Genomic DNA, 15,614 nt, shown 5'->3' on the forward strand with positions numbered 1-15,614 from the left:
GACATGATATGGGAGCTAGGTTTTACAAGTGTGACGATGATGTACGTATAGTCCATACAGGTAAAGTATTAGTACCAATAAGTGATTCGTCTTACCGGCCTTCAATTGAAGTTTGGTGCTATCCCCCACAGCAGAAAAATAAATTTCATGCTACTGCATTTTCTAACGTTCCTGCTTTGTATCGAGGAAAAATAATTAATCAAAGAGGGTTATCAGAAAGTTACGCTAAACGAGGGCGTCACAAATTTAGAAGTAATGAGTTCCTTCGATACAGTAGCTTGAGTGAGTTCCCCGACTCAGAGTCAGCAGAATCTTTGAGAAAGAAAGAGTCAGAGCAACATGCATTTATATTAGACCGAGGCGCTGTCCCTACACTGGTTATTCCGCAGCTTGAGCTAGCAAGGGTTCTATTTTATGCCAGCTCGTACTTATCGCGAGCGTCATTAATGTCTTCTCGTTTGCTTACAGACTTTAAGGTCGAAGTAAACACCAAGGAGGACCATGCCAATATCGAAGTGTTGCAAACATCAAACTTTCCTCCTTCGGCATTCAATGATTCAGCAACGAGAGCAATGTTGAGCTGGTTGCTTATTGATAGCAATGCAAAGCGTTCATTTGAGTCGATTTTTAGATATTTCAACATCGAAAAGGAACGAGATGTGTCTGCGGGGTATAAGCGTTGGCTATTTCACTTTGACCCGCCGCAAATGTCTGGGTGGTCTTTCTCATATGACGGCAGACTTGATACGAGTGGTCGCTACTTTCTGGTTGAAAAGATCACGGATATTGAAATTAATGCTCAAATGCCGTCTAGGGTCTATTTCCATAACCCTTCTTTTACGCATCCAGATGAAGGACAAGAGCCAACCACTGGTGGAAAATGTCCTGAACCATACGAGCGCCCAGAAGAACATATTATCGATGATGATCGTGAGGCTTCCGATGCTAACCATGCTTTCTTACTAGGTGAAAATACCTGCTCTGTAAGGTTTAAAAATCGTTTTTCAACGTCGAAAGCAACAACGCCCAAAAGGAGTCATCGGCCAGATAGAGGCAAGATGCTGCTAAGAAAGCTGGTGATAAGGTCAGTACCAATGAGCCTGGCAATAATGGTGAAATACCTTGTGCAGATATGGGCGGGGGTATACAAGATTGTACTGATAGATCAGAGGAGTATGCCTCTCGTTTTACGGCTTTTAACATGATGGTGCAAATGCTAGAGGAAAAATATGCCTGCACAATCATCGATTCTTATACTCATGAATTAGACCAAGTTGGACGCAGTAAGTGTCACTTGATTGACTCTGGTGCAAAGAGAACGATACGTTGCGTTGTCGTGGAACGAAATGGGCATGTGAATTACTTACTTGAAATTGACGTAACAGGGCTGAATAAATGGATCTCAACCAAATGCGTGCGACAGATTGATACACGAAACTGGAAAGAGCAGTTTTCTCTAATCAAAAAAGGTGTGGTGACAAAGTCTCTGGGATGGCCAACACAAGAAATGGACGCCATGTTTGGTTTTAAGAAGCATATTGGTATTTCTCACCCAAAATCGATCGAAGGAGAGTCTACGGGAATCCCTAAAGAGTCGATATTGGATTGGGCAGCCAGAGTAGTGTCCAAACTTTGATTGAGATATAGGTGATTGCTTAACCTGGTGTCTATGTCTAAATGATGATAAAATACCTTACAAAATAACGATGTAGATACATTAAGATCTTTATCATTCACTTAATTTGAGTTCGACCTAAATGCCTTTAACAGTACATGACAAAACAATTATCAATAAAATCAAGGCTTACTCATTAGCAGATGACTCGTACTGGTCTTTCAAAGGTCGTTCAAGTCGACAACACTGCCATGCTCTTATTCAATACCCAGCGATGATGGTTCCTCAAATGCAGGGCGAGCTTATTGATGCGATTTGTAGTGAAGATAATGATATTAAGACTGTATTTGACCCATTTGTGGGTTCCGGCACCACATTAGGTGAAGCGATGATGCGTGGGCTTGATTTTGTGGGCCATGATATAAACCCTCTCGCAATCTTAGCTTGTGAAGTTAAAAGTGGCCCTCTATACATCAAAAAGCTTCAAGAGAAAGTAGCTAACCTTCTTTTCACTATTGAAACAAGCAAAGCAGATGTTGTTGCCGTAAATTTCACAGGTATAGATAAATGGTTCTTACCGAATGTTCAAATTGAACTGAGTACGATCTATTTGGCAATTAAAGCCGAACCTTCAAAATGGGCGCGTAAGATCTTCTGGCTAGCACTTAGTAACACAGTTCGCTCTACGTGTAACTCCAGAAGCTCAACATATAAGCTTCATATTAAATCTGAAGAACAAATTGAAAAGATTGGATCGCCTGAAGAAATCTTCAAACGTAATGTTCTGAAAAGTGTTGAAAACATCAAAGCTCAAAAGCAACTGCTTGGTGACAACGGACATTTAGTCCGTTCAAAAGGTGTAAGCAAAGTTAGCATTAAGAATGTCGATGCAAAAGCTCGCACGCGCTCTAAAACGAAATACGACCTGCTAATTAGTTCACCACCATATGGTGATAATGCTACTACAGTGACATATGGCCAGTTTTCATATTTACCATTGCAATGGATAGATATGAACGACATTAATGAAAGTACCCAACCGCAGCTGCTGAGCCAACAAAACACGATTGATAGTTCTAGTTTAGGTGGTTCGTTGAAAGAGTCAGCGGAGAAGCATGAAGCACTTAAAGATAAGTCCCCTTCATTAAATCAATGCATCGAGACTATTCATCTAGTGAATCCAGACAATACAAAAAAGCTCATTAGCTTTGTTTATGATCTCTCTCTAGCTCTTGAAAATGCAGTTGATGAACTGCGTGATAATGCATATATGATTTGGACCCTAGGCAATCGAAGAATCTCAAATATTGAAGTACCACTAGACAAAATTATGCGTGAAGTACTTGAAAGTTTTGGCTGTAAATTTGTTTACCAGCTTGAAAGAGACATACCCGCTAAACGAATGCCTTCAAGAAACAAAGTCGCGACAACGATGGGCAAAGAAACTGTCCTGATAATGCGGAGATAATATGGCAACAACGTCAGAAAAAGAAAAAAAAACAGACCCACTAAAGCTTAAAATCGATGCTCATGTCATTCAGCAACTAGGTGCTGAGTTAATCAGTGGCCCAGATATAGCTCTAGTCGAACTTATTAAAAACTCGCACGATGCTGATGCGAGTTTTTGCTATATAGAAGTTGATACTGGATATACCGAAACCGTTGAACACATCACAATGGTTGAGGGTAAAGAAGTAAAAGAGAAGAAGGTTTATAAAGGTCGAATTTCTGTAAAAGACAATGGTCACGGTATGAACAGAAACCGGATAGATCGCTCTTGGCTTACAGTTAGTTACTCAGAAAAAAAGGCAGCAAAAGAACAAGGGGTTGTAACCAAAAAATACGATCGAACTTTAGTCGGTGACAAAGGCTTAGGTCGATTAGGTTCTATGCAACTAGGTTCTCTATGCCGAATTTCAACGCACGATCAAGCTAACCAACCTGGTATTGCCGTTTCGTTTAATTGGGACGACTTCTCTCACGGTAAAACCATCGACACAATTCATATTGAAGAAAAAACTCTTGTACCAAAGCCATCAAGTGGAACGACTATAGAAGCGATTGGGCTTAGAGATGTAGATTTCTGGGAAAGCCAAGAATCAAACTCTGTAAAGAACAAGATAGCTTCTATGGTATCCCCTCACGGTCAAATTTCAGATTTCAAAACATTTTATGTCTGTAATGGAGTCAACGAAGAATTAGAAGTCGTTTCGAATAAACTACTAGAGCAGGCGTCCAGTATATTTGATTTTGAAGTTACTGAAGCCGAGGCAATTGTAAAGGGCAAGATAGACCTTCTACCTTATAAGCCTAAGTCAACTGATGATCGAAGATCCCCTTTTGACAATCACGTTCTATCAGATAACGGAATTGCACTTCTAGACTACATAAAAAAACAACCTCGCTTACAAGACTATGAGTGCACTCACTCTGAAAGTAAGTATTTCCTGAATTTTGAACACAGGATTTCGTTTGATGAACTGAGTACAGCTTTAATAACAGAAAGTTTTCCTGGTATTTTTAAGGCAAAAATATTCAATTTTGTATTAGATAAAGAAGCTCTCAATGTCGAAGAAATTTCTCTCAAAGCAATGCGAGAATCAATAAAAGCGATTTCTGGTGATATCTCCGTTTATCGCGATGGCTTTAAAGTTGGGTCCGGTGATAAAGACTGGCTTGGATTGTCGAAAGACATGACATCGGGTGCAGGTGCCTATTCTTTAAGACCTGCAAACGTCACAGGATATGTCAACTTAAGCTGGTATGACAATAAACTCTTAATCGAAAAATCTGACCGTGAAAGCTTTGTAGATAACCCTCAATATCGTGCTTTTTATGTTCTCTGTCGTCATTTCATTGAGACAGTGAACCATTTTTTAAACAACAGTAGAAGAAGTACACACAAGTTCTTAGATGAAATGATTCTAGAAGATGCTGGTAAGCCCAAAGGCTACTCGGCAAAACAAGCGACTGTTGAGCTCGATAATATTGTCAAAAAGAGTATAAAGCTTCAGCCGAAGGTGACTAAATCTACTTCACGCATTCAGAAAACATTTACCGAAAAGCGCGCTGAGATTGATAAAGCGATAGATGAAAACCAGCAAGATATGTTTAGTGATCCTATCTTAGCGGAGAAACTAGCGTCCATTAAAGATCTGGTGACATCTTTAGAGTCTGAAGTAAATTCGAGTTTAAAGCAGTACAAAGCCTTTACTGATGACTTAGCTAGCCACATTCACTCGACTACAAAAGTTATTGGGGAAATTAAAAGCTACGAGAATCAAATTAAGAACTTTTATGATCACGTAGCAATTGGTTTATCTGCACAAACATTGGCTCACGAAGCTAATGAGCAGATCAGAAATACGCGATTACACCTAAATGCAGCCAAAAAACGAGTAGAAGATTTAGGTATTAAAGATGTTCCATTGACCAAAGAACTTAACGGTATTAGGGGGGACACTCAAGTTCTGTCAAAAGCTATTTCATCACTTAACCCTCTAGTAAAAGCTCAACGACAAGTAATGGAAGAAATTAGTATCTCTGATTTCGTTCATGACTATTTTGAGTTACGAGAGAGTTACTTTTCAAGTAAAGGGCTTGAAATAAAATTAGACGATAAGAAAAATTCCAAATCAGTATCATATAACCGAGGTAAGCTATACCAAATCATCGATAACATTGTGCGAAACTCTGAGCACTGGTTAACGGTGTATAAAGCTCACTACCCTCAAGACGAACATTCAATAACGATTTCTGTAGACAATAGCATCATCACAATTTGGGATAGTGCTAAAGGCGTTAGACCTGCATTGGAAGACGTGTTATTTGATATGTTCGCATCAGATAAAGAGTATGGCCAAGGCTTAGGACTATATATTGTACAGACTCTCCTAAAAGAAAGAGGGTGCTCTATCAAATTATTAGAAGAAAGAAATAAGTTTGGTAGAAGATATAAGTTTGAAGTTAATTTAATCGAGGCGTTGGTGTAATGGCTGTAGAACAATTTAAACAAAGCGTTTTCGACGCAATTAAACTAGATAATGTCATTTGGGTGGATGATAGATTTGCCCCTAATAGTGGTGACTTTAAAGATGAATTTTTAGCAGAAGTTAAAAACCACTATGAAGTCGCCCCAACTTTGGTTCAGGAATATGAACCTTTTTCAACTATAGCAGAGTTACAATCGAATTCTCCTTTTGATATATGGCAAGACCAGTTACCAGAAGATGAGGATAGTATTGAAAAGTTCTACAAATATATCGAGAAAGATCTTCCCGATTTCACTCCAGAAGAATTTCAAAAGCTCAAAGATATATTTGAAGATCACACAAATAAAAGAGTACACACATTAAGTAATAAAAAATGGCAACAAGAAAAAGAATTTTGGCTTAATAATTCTGATGAAAACCTTTTCCTCATTGACTATGATTTCTCTCGTGAAAACCTTCCTAAAGATCATGGTAAATTAATCGTACTTGATGTACTTAATAGCGAGTTAAGTAATGTTTATTGTGTTTTATTTACCAGCGAAACAAAAAACGGTTCAGAAGAAGAAAATGAGCGATTTAAAATAACAAAAGAAATACCAAATCATATTAATTCTCAATACTTTTCTGTTCTATCCAAAGACATCATGGAAGATGACAAAAAGATATGTATTAAATTTAAAGCATCTGAGTTTGTAAAACGAATATTTCTTAGAAAATTAAGCTCCGAAATGGTTGAAAGTGTTTCGGAGAAACTTATTGAATCAATTAACAATTTAAAATCAGATTTGAGTCAACAATCTATTTATGAAGTTGATTCTTCAATTTTTAAGAGTTCACTTGATGAAGGTGCTTCTGAAATTGATTTACTACATCGATTATTTTCAATTAAGCAGTATGAAGCTATTAGTCAATATTTGAATGAACAGAACTCTATCCTAGAAAAGATAGTGGCTTACCGTTCTGTACAAACCTCTCCTATTTTGAGGGATGAAGCGTATGTGGAATATTTAAAAGGATTAATTTTACCCAATAACAACTTTTCTAAACTTCGTCACCAAGAAGTTTTTGATGAAACAATAAACATCACACATACACCTATACGTTCTGGTGATATATTCGATATAGGTTCGCAGAAATACATTCTCTTGGAACAAGCCTGTGACCTAATGGTAAGGGGAAAACCGGATGAATTGGGGGAACGGTCAGTTAATGAAGTGTTATTAATTCCATTTAAAACTGAATTAGTTAGTAATACAAAGAAGCGTAAGGATGCTCATGAGCGTCAATTGAATTCACGTGAGAGTTGTGACTTTATAGTTCTACCTAAAGATAGTAATAATAATATTTACTATACATTCAATTTTGGTAAAGCGATTTCTGCAAATATCAATTGGTTAGACTTGTGTGTATTTAATTCATCCGGCCTTATTAGTTTTGATTATAACCAGGAATTACCGCCGTTAGTATTCCTACCAGGGTGGATCAAAAAGTTTAACCAACTCAAAGAAGCTCTCAGAATGGCAAAGAGTGCTCAAGTAGAACCCTCTCATTATTCTCCAGTCGCTCCATGTGTTTTAACCAACGAGCCATTAAGTGAAATAATAGTTCAACAATATTCTTCATTTACATTGAGTAACGCTCAGAACTTTGATATCAAGGTACTCAGCAACAAACTGTTAATGAACGGTCAACGTGTGTCCCACCTTCGTGAAACCTTCTCCAATAAGTTGCTTAGAAGTTATTTCGTAGGATACAAAGCACGTATTGCACTTGAGAAAGATTTTTCAATTTAACTATTTTGTATAATACGTTTGCAAAATTATTGGTTTTGGGTTGAGTCTGATGACGATGATTTAAACTTGTAGCGAGGTATATATGCCTATCTTTGACAAGTACCTAGGTAGGGACAAAGTCCTTGAGCGTATTGAGTAGATCTGATCTTTTGAAAGTCTCAAACTTTATTGTCATACATGCAGCCTTTAGAAGGTAGTGAGTTTGACTTAGTTTCAAACTTTATTGTCACATCAGTCTCTATTTTGTTACCTAATGATAAGGTCTATAGGAAAGAAAAGTTTTAAACTTTAATGTCCATCGACAAAAGGCGGTTCACGAGATGCGTGACCGCCTTTTTTCTTATCTCTTATTGGTGCTTTATCCTTGCTTCAAGGCAAGATTACTGTGTCTGCTGCCTGATCTAGCTTAAGGTCAAATCAGGCACTGTCGGCATTTTTTTACTCTGGACTAAAAACAGTTCATCACAGGCCAATGCATCGCTTGCCGCAGAGTGTGATAGATAACCTGGAAGATTATAGTGGCGGCGCAAGTCATCCAATTGATAGCTAATATAAGCACCACTTTTACCCGCATAACTCAACGGCTTTGCGACTCTCAGACTATCAATATAGTAGGCAGGCAGTTCATCAGTGCCATAGCGGGACGCCACATAGGCATCAATAAAAGCTTTCTCAATACAACAGCCGTGGGCGAGAATAATTTTGCCTCGTATCCTCTCAAGTAAGTGATCCATTCCTTCATCGAGTGGCAAGCCAGCTGCCAAGTCTTGTGGTTTTAAGCCGTTGATTTGGGCTGACTCAGGTTTAATAAACTTGCCATGGTTAATGTACTACTCTTCAATGCCGAGATGAATCTTGGGCTTTTCTGAATGCAATGATGAAGGTATTGCTGAATTTGGTCGACAAACTCGCGGTTGCCGTGAATAGCACGCACTTCGAGGAAGGCGCTGATACTCACTAGTTTGTCGTATTCTGTATTGGCAAGCCATTTCTGATAGTAGTCTTTCCAACACTGAACTGGCTGACACCATTTCGGATTCGCAGCCATACATTTGCCATCACACAGCGGGAAACTGCAGGCCGCTAAACCATTGCAGACACGCATTACCAGATGAGTAAAGTAGAGCAGCCCTCTTCAGTGGCGCCGTAAGAAAGAACAATCGCGCGTCTTGGTCTTACAGCATGTGGACTTCATTGCTCGCATGAGATCCAGCAACCATCCATAATCACACTGAGATGGGCCAAGCTGCTCTTAACATCGTATGTCACAGGATTAGGGGGGGGGATTCATTTAGCCGCAGGTGACTATTTCAACGCGGGTTATCTCGCAAAACTTATTTTAGGCGGAGAGCTTGCTGAGTCTGCGCTGGCGGGTCACACTGTGGCTGGTACTCTTATTCAATATCGTGGATGTAATCATCCCAAGCGACGCGATGCCTACTATTTAAGGAACGATGAAATGAAAGATCTGAATCAACAACTTTCTGAGATTAAAGTAGTCCCTGTGATTGCGATCAAAGATGCCAGCAAGGCAGTTAAGCTTGCTCAAGTATTGATTGAAAATGGCCTACCTTGTGCAGAAGTTACTTTCCGTACTGAAGAGGCCTCACTAGCGATCAAAAACATACGTGAAGCTTACCCAGAGATGCTGATTGGCGCAGGTACTGTTTTGACAAGTGCTCAAGTTGATGAGGCAATTGACGCAGGTGTTGACTTTATTGTTAGCCCTGGCTTTAACCCAACCACAGTGAAGTATTGTCAACAGCGTAACGTTACCATCGTTCCGGGTGTTAACACCCCAAGCCTAGTAGAGCAAGCTATGGAAATGGGTCTAAGTACGCTTAAATTCTTCCCTGCAGAGCCATCAGGTGGCGTGTCAATGCTCAAAGCACTAACAGCGGTTTACCCAGTGAAATTCATGCCAACAGGTGGCGTGAGCCCAAGTAATGTTAAAGATTACTTGTCAATTCCTTCAGTCTTAGCGTGTGGCGGTACTTGGATGGTGCCTGGCGATTTGATTGATAATGAGCAATGGGATTACTTAGCTAAGCTAGTTCGTGAAGTTGCGAGAATTATTGAATAATTCCTAGCTCGGTTAGCACCGATTAATGTCTAGTTAGTCGAAAGATTTTGAGCATTTTGCCAACGCCAACTGCTTCATGTAGTCGTTCTATGTCTAAGTTTTCACCTAACCTGCCAATGAATAGGGGAAATGAAAGCATCATCCGATTGGCTTTAAAGGCCCTCTTAAAGGAGGCTGGATGAATCAAAGGAGGCTGGATGAATCAATCGTTCGTGCTGAACTTACCTTAAATTTACTGATTAGCTTGTTGTCACTTTTGCTTGGTTTAAGCAGGAACAAACTGAACAATAAAATGATGCCACCAATCGCTTTGCCGTAGCGCTAAGAGCACCTTCTAGTGCTACCAGCGCTATGAGAAGCTATCTAATATCTCGATCACTTGGTGTAAATTGTCGAGTTGAATAATCCTATCTTGCCACTCTGGCAGCGGCGGTAATAAATCCGGGATCATCACAGCGTGGCAGCCAGCAGTGAGGGCGGCGCGAATACCGTTATTTGAGTCTTCTAACACCAAACACTCATCGGGTGCCAAACCTAATCTTTTGCATGCCTTCTGATAGCCTTCTGGGTGTGGTTTGCTTCTTACGACATCTTCAGCACTGATGACGAGTTCAAACTGGCTCAGATAGTCGGTAGGGGAAAAGTTGAATTTGACGTCGACCAAAGGGGAGGAAGTCACTAGCGCTGTTCTAAGACCTCGTTGTTTGATAAATGCCAATAACGCTGCAAAGCCCGGTTTTATTGCGATGCCTTGCTGGCGAAGCTGTTGATAGTGCGCATCTCTGGTTGTTCTATAGCGTTCAATATCAAGGGCACTCTGAAAATGCTTAACCAATAAGCGCTCACAGTCTGGATCTTGTACACCGATAAACTGCTGATAGAAGCCGTCGCTAATGGTGAGGTGTTGTTCTGTAGCGGCATATTGCCAACTCTGCTTATAAACGGACTCGGTATCAAAGATCAGTCCATCCATATCAAAAAGTATCGCTTTGAGCATATTACTCACTTTTACCGTTGTGGTTTAGCGCCTCTAGTTTAACGTCAAAATAGACCGAAATTCTTTTGTAATTTTATTACACTTAGTGGTTGGAAATAAAATTAAGGCTATTTGTTGACCCAATATCGAGCGCTTTATGAACTGTTTTGGTGAGGTTATTACGTTTATATTTCGCAAATGTGATTCTTATCACTAATTATTTTTTATTTCCTAATTATTAATTGTGACCAAAGTCACTACTGATTGATAATCATTTTCACTAAATTGCGTTTGTAATTTACATACAGTCCATTTGTGTGAAATTGGTCACTCAAAAAATGAAGTGTTAATTCTTTGTGTGTGATTTTTGTCACTAAATCTAGGGTTGGAGTGCGTTTTCGATTTGTTGTGATACATTTTAATCGACTTTTAAACAAACATTTTGGGCCAGATTGGCCATCCAATAAAACTGAGGTCTCCCTATGTTATCACCAGAAGCTAAGATCAAAGTGCAAAACTTTGGTCGTTTTCTATCCAACATGGTAATGCCTAACATCGGTGCATTTATTGCCTGGGGTTTCATTACCGCACTATTTATTCCAACCGGTTGGTTGCCAAACGAGACGTTGGCATCACTTGTTGGACCAATGATCAAATTCTTGCTGCCACTACTGATCGGTTATACCGGTGGTAAAATGGTGGGTGGAGACCGCGGTGCGGTTGTTGGTGCCATCACAACCATGGGTGTGATTGTCGGTACTGATATCCCAATGTTTATGGGCGCGATGATCGTAGGTCCACTTGGCGGTTACGCAATCAAGAAATTCGATGAGTCTGTTCACGGTAAAGTGAAGAGCGGCTTTGAGATGCTAGTGAACAACTTCTCTGCCGGTATCATCGGTATGATTCTAGCTATCTTAGCTTTCTTCATCATCGGCCCAGCAGTGAAAGTGCTTTCAAGTGCATTGGCAGCAGGCGTTAACGTGATGGTTGAAACAGGCGCGTTGCCACTGGCTTCTATCTTTGTTGAACCAGCAAAAATCCTGTTCCTAAACAATGCGATTAACCACGGTATCTTCTCGCCATTAGGTATTCAACAGTCTGAAGAGCTAGGCCGCTCAATCTTCTTCCTAATCGAAGCGAACCCAGGTCCTGGTCTAGGTCTACTACTTGCGTACATGGCATTTGGTAAAGGTAACGCTAAGCAATCTGCTGCGGGCGCTTCTATCATCCACTTCCTCGGTGGTATTCACGAAATTTACTTCCCATACGTGCTAATGAACCCACGTCTAATCCTTGCGGTAATTGCAGGTGGTATGACTGGTGTGTTCACTAACGTAATGTTCAGCTCAGGTCTAATTTCTCCAGCGTCTCCTGGTTCTATCTTTGCTGTACTTCTGATGACACCTAAAGGTTCTTATCTAGGCGTGGTGCTATCTGTTATCGCTTCAGCAGCTGTTTCGTTCCTTGTTGCTTCAGTGTTATTGAAAACATCGAAAGCAACGGGTGGTGACGAAGAGTCTCTAGAGAAAGCGTCAGCAGCAATGCACGACATGAAAGCAGCATCAAAAGGCCAAGCAGCGGCGCAAGTTAACCTAGCTGACGTAAGCGCAATCTATGTGGCATGTGATGCAGGTATGGGGTCAAGCGCAATGGGTGCAGGCTTACTACGCAAGAAAGTTCAAGCGGCTGGTCTAGACATCGATGTCTCTAACCTTGCGATTAACAATCTACCTGGTGATTCTCAAATCGTAGTCACCCACAAAGACCTAACCGATCGTGCACGTACCCATGCACAAGGTGCGATGCATATTTCACTAAGTAACTTCCTAGATGGCGGTGTATACGACAACCTAGTCGAGCAGCTTCTTCAAGCAAGGAGTGGCGAGGCAAAAAAGCCTGAAGCACCTGCAGCGCAAGCCGAGGAAAAGGACTCAACACTGACGTTAACTAGTGACAGTGTGTTCCTCGGGTTAAAAGCCAACTCCAAGGAAGAGGCGATTAAGTTTGCAGGTGAGCAACTGGTTAAATTAGGTAATGTTTCACCTGAATATGTTGACGGTATGTTTGCTCGTGAAGAGCTTGTCTCTACCTACCTAGGTGAGTCAATCGCAGTACCGCATGGCACCATCGAAGCAAAACAATACGTTATGAAAACAGGCATAGTGTTCTGCCAATACCCAGAGGGTATTCAATGGGGCGAAGATGAAGATGATGTAGCAAAAATGGTCATCGGCATCGCTGCTCAAGGTGATGAACACAATATGGTTTTGATGGCGATTACAAATTCACTTGATGACGAAGAGGCGGTTGAGCGTTTACAGAACACATCAGACCCACAAGATGTTCTGAATATCCTCAATGCCTAGTAGTACTTTTGTCTAGCTCCTGAGTGAACGAGGCCAGCAGTCCCCCCTCTGGCCTCATTTTTAGTCTGGATAGCTGAATGCTTAGGCGTGTGTAGTAAAGCCCTCAGCTATACAGATTCAACATTTGAAAGGTTACTATTATGAAAGCGTTACATTTTGGTGCAGGTAATATTGGTCGTGGTTTTATCGGTAAATTGCTCTCCGATGCAGGCATGGAAGTAACATTTGCAGACGTTAACGAAACCGTTGTGTCTGAACTTCAAAAGCGCAACCAATACCCAGTAAAAGTGGTAGGCGAAGAGTGTGTTGTTGAAACCGTAAACAATGTAACGGCGGTGAACTCGGCAACGGATGCGGTTGTAGATTGTATTGCTGAGGCTGATCTTATCACCACGGCAGTCGGCCCTACGGTGCTAAAAATCATCTCTGGTTCAATCGCAAAAGGTATCGCCAAGCGAGCGGCAGCAAACAACGTTAAGCCGCTCAATGTGATTGCTGCTGAGAACATGGTTCGAGGCACGACTCAGCTGAAAGAAGCGGTTTATGAGCATTTGACTGACGAGCTTAAAGCGTTTAGTGACCAACACATCGGCTTTGTCGATTCTGCGGTTGACCGTATCGTGCCACCGGCAGAAGCAGGCGAGACCGATCCTCTGGCGGTAACAGTTGAAACCTTCAGCGAGTGGATTGTTGACCAAACCCAATTCAAAGGTGACATTCCAAACGTCCCGGGTATGGAGTGTACTGATAATCTAATGGCGTTTGTTGAGCGCAAGCTGTTTACCCTCAATACAGGTCACCTTATTACTGCTTACCTTGGCGTATTAGCAGGCCATGAAACGATTAAAGATTCGATTGAAGACCCGGCGATTCGCGCCCAAGTAAAGGCAGCAATGGAAGAAAGCGGTGCGGTGCTGATTAAACGTTACGGTTTCGAACCACAAGCACATGCGGCATACATCGAGAAAATCCTCGGCCGTTTTGCGAATCCGTACCTGCGTGACGAAGTTGATCGTGTTGGTCGCCAGCCTATTCGTAAACTGAGTCCACAAGATCGTCTTATTAAGCCATTAAATGGTACCTTAGAGTACGGCCTGCCCAACGCTCACCTGATTAAAGGTATCGCCGCAGCATTTCATTACAAAAATGATGATGACCCTCAAGCGGTGGAATTACAGGCAATGTTCGCCGAAAAAGGCTTCGCGCAAACTTTGGCGCACTATTCAGAGCTGAATGTTGATTCAGAAGTTGTTAAACTCGCCGAACAAGCGTATAAAGCAATCAACTAATGTTAGTTCCACAAAGTGCCACCGATGTGGCACTTTATCCTTTTGAAGAAAACATGCCGATACATTCAAGCCACGAAGCAGAGCTATTAGAAGAACTTGCGGAATCAGCCAACGCGGCTGAGTGCTTACTGTGTGCTTATGATGTGTTGGAAGATATGCTCGATGCGATACTAAAAAGCATCTTTCACAAAGACGACTATGCAGTGAAGTTTGTCGTTGACCCGCTGTTAACCAACGATGGCCCACTCGGGGAGATCTTGGTTCGCACCAAATTGCTGCTTGGCTTAGGTGTTATCAGCAAACAGACTTACGATGACATTGACGTGTTTGTCACACTGAAAGAGTGGGTGAAAGTTCAAGAGGGTAAGCTAGATTTTTGGGATCGAGATATTGTGTTTGAACTCAATAGAGTCAACGCGATACGCAAAATCATGCCGATCGAATACTCTCCCGAACTGATCGAAGGCTTGAATGAAGAGATGAAAACGATGTTCTTGGAACGTCATTTTCAAAAGGTGCGTTCAACCATTGTACTAGCGGTTAATGATATCCATCAGCAATTGTCACGCGACAATGCGCTCACCTCTTAACGTTATCACCGCTTCACTACCGTCGCCTTGTCGACTTTCAACTTGTTGCTATGCGGCTTTTAAGTCGACCTTTTCTACTCTTTCCATCCACTTATCACACTGACTTAATAGCTGTTGCAAAAATGGCACGGGTTGCGCGATTTTCTCGCCGCCTTTAATTGGCGCGTCGGTTAGCTGCCAGAATTGCTGAGTGATGAGATTTCGTTTAGAGACGAAGTCACTTATCTCTGCAACCGACATTGGCAGTTCGTCATTCAGCATATTGTGCAGCGGTTGTAGCCTTAGCGTGACATCAGCCGATGTGCCTTGCAGAAATTGATTGGCCGTCAGACGGCTTAACGCGCGAAGGTCACGATTCGGATGCTGCTTACAGAGCGGTTGGATAGCTTTATATAGCGCAAAATCGACTTTTTGCACTGCAATTAATGCCTCGCCCAGCAGTGGCATAAGATCCTGTTGGAGTGCGGTTTTATATTCTGTGGTGATAGTCATGGTTGGAGAGTTCACTCATTAATGTTACAGGCTATTCGAATAAGCACAGCGCGTCTTCACGGCTCAGTTGGTTGGCATCAAAAATGATGTAATCGCCGCGGCGGGTTTGCGTGCATTGGGCTATGCCTTTGAAGCCGATACTGGTGAGCTTTTTCATCACTAGATGGCTCGCGTTGGCGTAGATGACATCGAGAAAAGGTAACTGGTTTGAATGCACCGCCCCCTTTTGATTGAAGATGTCCATTGCTTGGGACAGGTGGTCAGAGTCAGTAAATTCAATGATTTGGGCAATATCATTTAACAACATGTGTTTCCATACGTAAATTGTGGTTAACTCGGGCAGTACTTTACTGGGTTCATCTTGAACGCGCCAGTACGATATAGGCTTAGATATAAAAAACCACTTCTTTTAGAA

General features: G+C 41.5%; 13 protein-coding genes and 2 pseudogenes. 10 read left to right on the forward strand and 5 right to left on the reverse strand.

What is annotated here, in order from left to right; genetic code table 11:
* The first annotated feature begins 8 nt into the window (after positions 1-8).
* The 5 genes from TW81_RS07205 to TW81_RS07225 all read left to right on the forward strand — a co-directional run bounded on the left by TW81_RS07205 (position 9) and on the right by TW81_RS07225 (position 7,400).
* The gene (locus TW81_RS07205) at positions 9-1,205 is read left to right on the forward strand and encodes a hypothetical protein (protein WP_045955039.1); all 1,197 of its coding nucleotides are present in this window, start codon (positions 9-11) and stop codon (positions 1,203-1,205) included.
* Entirely contained in the window at positions 1,202-1,636 is a 435-nt protein-coding gene (locus tag TW81_RS19540) for a Tn7-like element transposition protein TnsE (protein WP_045955040.1), read from the forward strand. The genes TW81_RS07205 and TW81_RS19540 overlap by 4 nt, the downstream gene beginning before the upstream one ends.
* Positions 1,637-1,757: 121 nt before the next feature.
* Positions 1,758-3,083 (forward strand): DNA methyltransferase, encoded by a 1,326-nt coding sequence (locus TW81_RS07215; protein ID WP_045955041.1) that lies wholly within the window; start codon positions 1,758-1,760, stop codon positions 3,081-3,083.
* 1 nt (position 3,084) lies between these two features.
* A complete protein-coding gene (locus tag TW81_RS07220; RefSeq protein WP_045955042.1) occupies positions 3,085-5,607 on the forward strand; it encodes a sensor histidine kinase in 2,523 nt (840 codons plus the stop codon).
* Entirely contained in the window at positions 5,607-7,400 is a 1,794-nt protein-coding gene (locus TW81_RS07225; RefSeq protein WP_045955043.1) for a hypothetical protein, read from the forward strand. The genes TW81_RS07220 and TW81_RS07225 overlap by 1 nt, the downstream gene beginning before the upstream one ends.
* Before the next feature lie 401 nt (positions 7,401-7,801).
* Here the strand turns inward: TW81_RS07225 and TW81_RS07230 are convergent, their stop codons facing one another.
* On the reverse strand, positions 7,802-8,227 hold the full coding sequence (locus tag TW81_RS07230) for a 3'-5' exonuclease (RefSeq protein ID WP_338061729.1): 426 nt from the start codon (positions 8,225-8,227) through the stop codon (positions 7,802-7,804).
* 11 nt (positions 8,228-8,238) lie between these two features.
* Positions 8,239-8,623: pseudogene (locus TW81_RS19030) on the reverse strand (DUF294 nucleotidyltransferase-like domain-containing protein); the annotation flags it as partial.
* A gap of 62 nt (positions 8,624-8,685) precedes the next feature.
* Between TW81_RS19030 and TW81_RS19655 the strand changes: the two are divergent.
* Positions 8,686-8,811 (forward strand): annotated as a pseudogene (locus TW81_RS19655) (PfkB family carbohydrate kinase); the annotation flags it as partial.
* A gap of 48 nt (positions 8,812-8,859) precedes the next feature.
* A complete protein-coding gene (locus TW81_RS07235) occupies positions 8,860-9,483 on the forward strand; it encodes a bifunctional 4-hydroxy-2-oxoglutarate aldolase/2-dehydro-3-deoxy-phosphogluconate aldolase (protein WP_045955044.1) in 624 nt (207 codons plus the stop codon).
* A 349-nt stretch (positions 9,484-9,832) separates the two neighbouring features.
* Here the strand turns inward: TW81_RS07235 and TW81_RS07240 are convergent, their stop codons facing one another.
* Positions 9,833-10,480, reverse strand: a complete 648-nt coding sequence (locus TW81_RS07240) for an HAD family hydrolase (protein ID WP_045955045.1) — start codon at positions 10,478-10,480, stop codon at positions 9,833-9,835.
* Between the two features lie 461 nt (positions 10,481-10,941).
* On the opposite strand from TW81_RS07240, the gene TW81_RS07245 reads away from it, so the two are divergent.
* The 3 genes from TW81_RS07245 (at position 10,942) to TW81_RS07255 (ending at position 14,707) form a co-directional block, all read left to right on the forward strand.
* Positions 10,942-12,828, forward strand: a complete 1,887-nt coding sequence (locus TW81_RS07245; RefSeq protein ID WP_045955046.1) for a PTS mannitol transporter subunit IICBA — start codon at positions 10,942-10,944, stop codon at positions 12,826-12,828.
* Between the two features lie 140 nt (positions 12,829-12,968).
* The gene (locus TW81_RS07250) at positions 12,969-14,117 is read left to right on the forward strand and encodes a mannitol-1-phosphate 5-dehydrogenase (RefSeq protein ID WP_045955047.1); all 1,149 of its coding nucleotides are present in this window, start codon (positions 12,969-12,971) and stop codon (positions 14,115-14,117) included.
* Positions 14,118-14,170: 53 nt separating this feature from the next.
* The gene (locus tag TW81_RS07255) at positions 14,171-14,707 is read left to right on the forward strand and encodes an MltR family transcriptional regulator (RefSeq protein WP_084715833.1); all 537 of its coding nucleotides are present in this window, start codon (positions 14,171-14,173) and stop codon (positions 14,705-14,707) included.
* 48 nt (positions 14,708-14,755) lie between these two features.
* Here the strand turns inward: TW81_RS07255 and TW81_RS07260 are convergent, their stop codons facing one another.
* Complete coding sequence (locus TW81_RS07260) at positions 14,756-15,199, reverse strand: hypothetical protein (protein ID WP_045955049.1); 444 nt, start codon at positions 15,197-15,199, stop codon at positions 14,756-14,758.
* Between the two features lie 31 nt (positions 15,200-15,230).
* Complete coding sequence (locus TW81_RS07265) at positions 15,231-15,506, reverse strand: hypothetical protein (RefSeq protein ID WP_045955050.1); 276 nt, start codon at positions 15,504-15,506, stop codon at positions 15,231-15,233.
* Positions 15,507-15,614 lie beyond the last annotated feature (108 nt).

It is taken from the genome of Vibrio galatheae (assembly GCF_000967545.1).
GTDB lineage: Bacteria > Pseudomonadota > Gammaproteobacteria > Enterobacterales > Vibrionaceae > Vibrio > Vibrio galatheae.

Excerpts from the sequence above, each read along its gene's own strand:
- TW81_RS07240 (WP_045955045.1), bottom strand. The coding sequence starts at position 10,480 with ATGCTCAAAGCGATACTTTTTGATATGGATGGACTGATCTTTGATACC.
- TW81_RS19540 (WP_045955040.1), top strand. The coding sequence starts at position 1,202 with ATGATGGTGCAAATGCTAGAGGAAAAATATGCCTGCACAATCATCGAT.
- TW81_RS07265 (WP_045955050.1), bottom strand. The coding sequence starts at position 15,506 with ATGTTGTTAAATGATATTGCCCAAATCATTGAATTTACTGACTCTGAC.
- TW81_RS07220 (WP_045955042.1), top strand. The coding sequence starts at position 3,085 with ATGGCAACAACGTCAGAAAAAGAAAAAAAAACAGACCCACTAAAGCTT.
- TW81_RS07205 (WP_045955039.1), top strand. The coding sequence starts at position 9 with ATGGGAGCTAGGTTTTACAAGTGTGACGATGATGTACGTATAGTCCAT.
- TW81_RS07245 (WP_045955046.1), top strand. The coding sequence starts at position 10,942 with ATGTTATCACCAGAAGCTAAGATCAAAGTGCAAAACTTTGGTCGTTTT.
- TW81_RS07225 (WP_045955043.1), top strand. The coding sequence starts at position 5,607 with ATGGCTGTAGAACAATTTAAACAAAGCGTTTTCGACGCAATTAAACTA.
- TW81_RS07235 (WP_045955044.1), top strand. The coding sequence starts at position 8,860 with ATGAAAGATCTGAATCAACAACTTTCTGAGATTAAAGTAGTCCCTGTG.
- TW81_RS07255 (WP_084715833.1), top strand. The coding sequence starts at position 14,171 with ATGCCGATACATTCAAGCCACGAAGCAGAGCTATTAGAAGAACTTGCG.
- TW81_RS07260 (WP_045955049.1), bottom strand. The coding sequence starts at position 15,199 with ATGACTATCACCACAGAATATAAAACCGCACTCCAACAGGATCTTATG.
- TW81_RS07250 (WP_045955047.1), top strand. The coding sequence starts at position 12,969 with ATGAAAGCGTTACATTTTGGTGCAGGTAATATTGGTCGTGGTTTTATC.
- TW81_RS07215 (WP_045955041.1), top strand. The coding sequence starts at position 1,758 with ATGCCTTTAACAGTACATGACAAAACAATTATCAATAAAATCAAGGCT.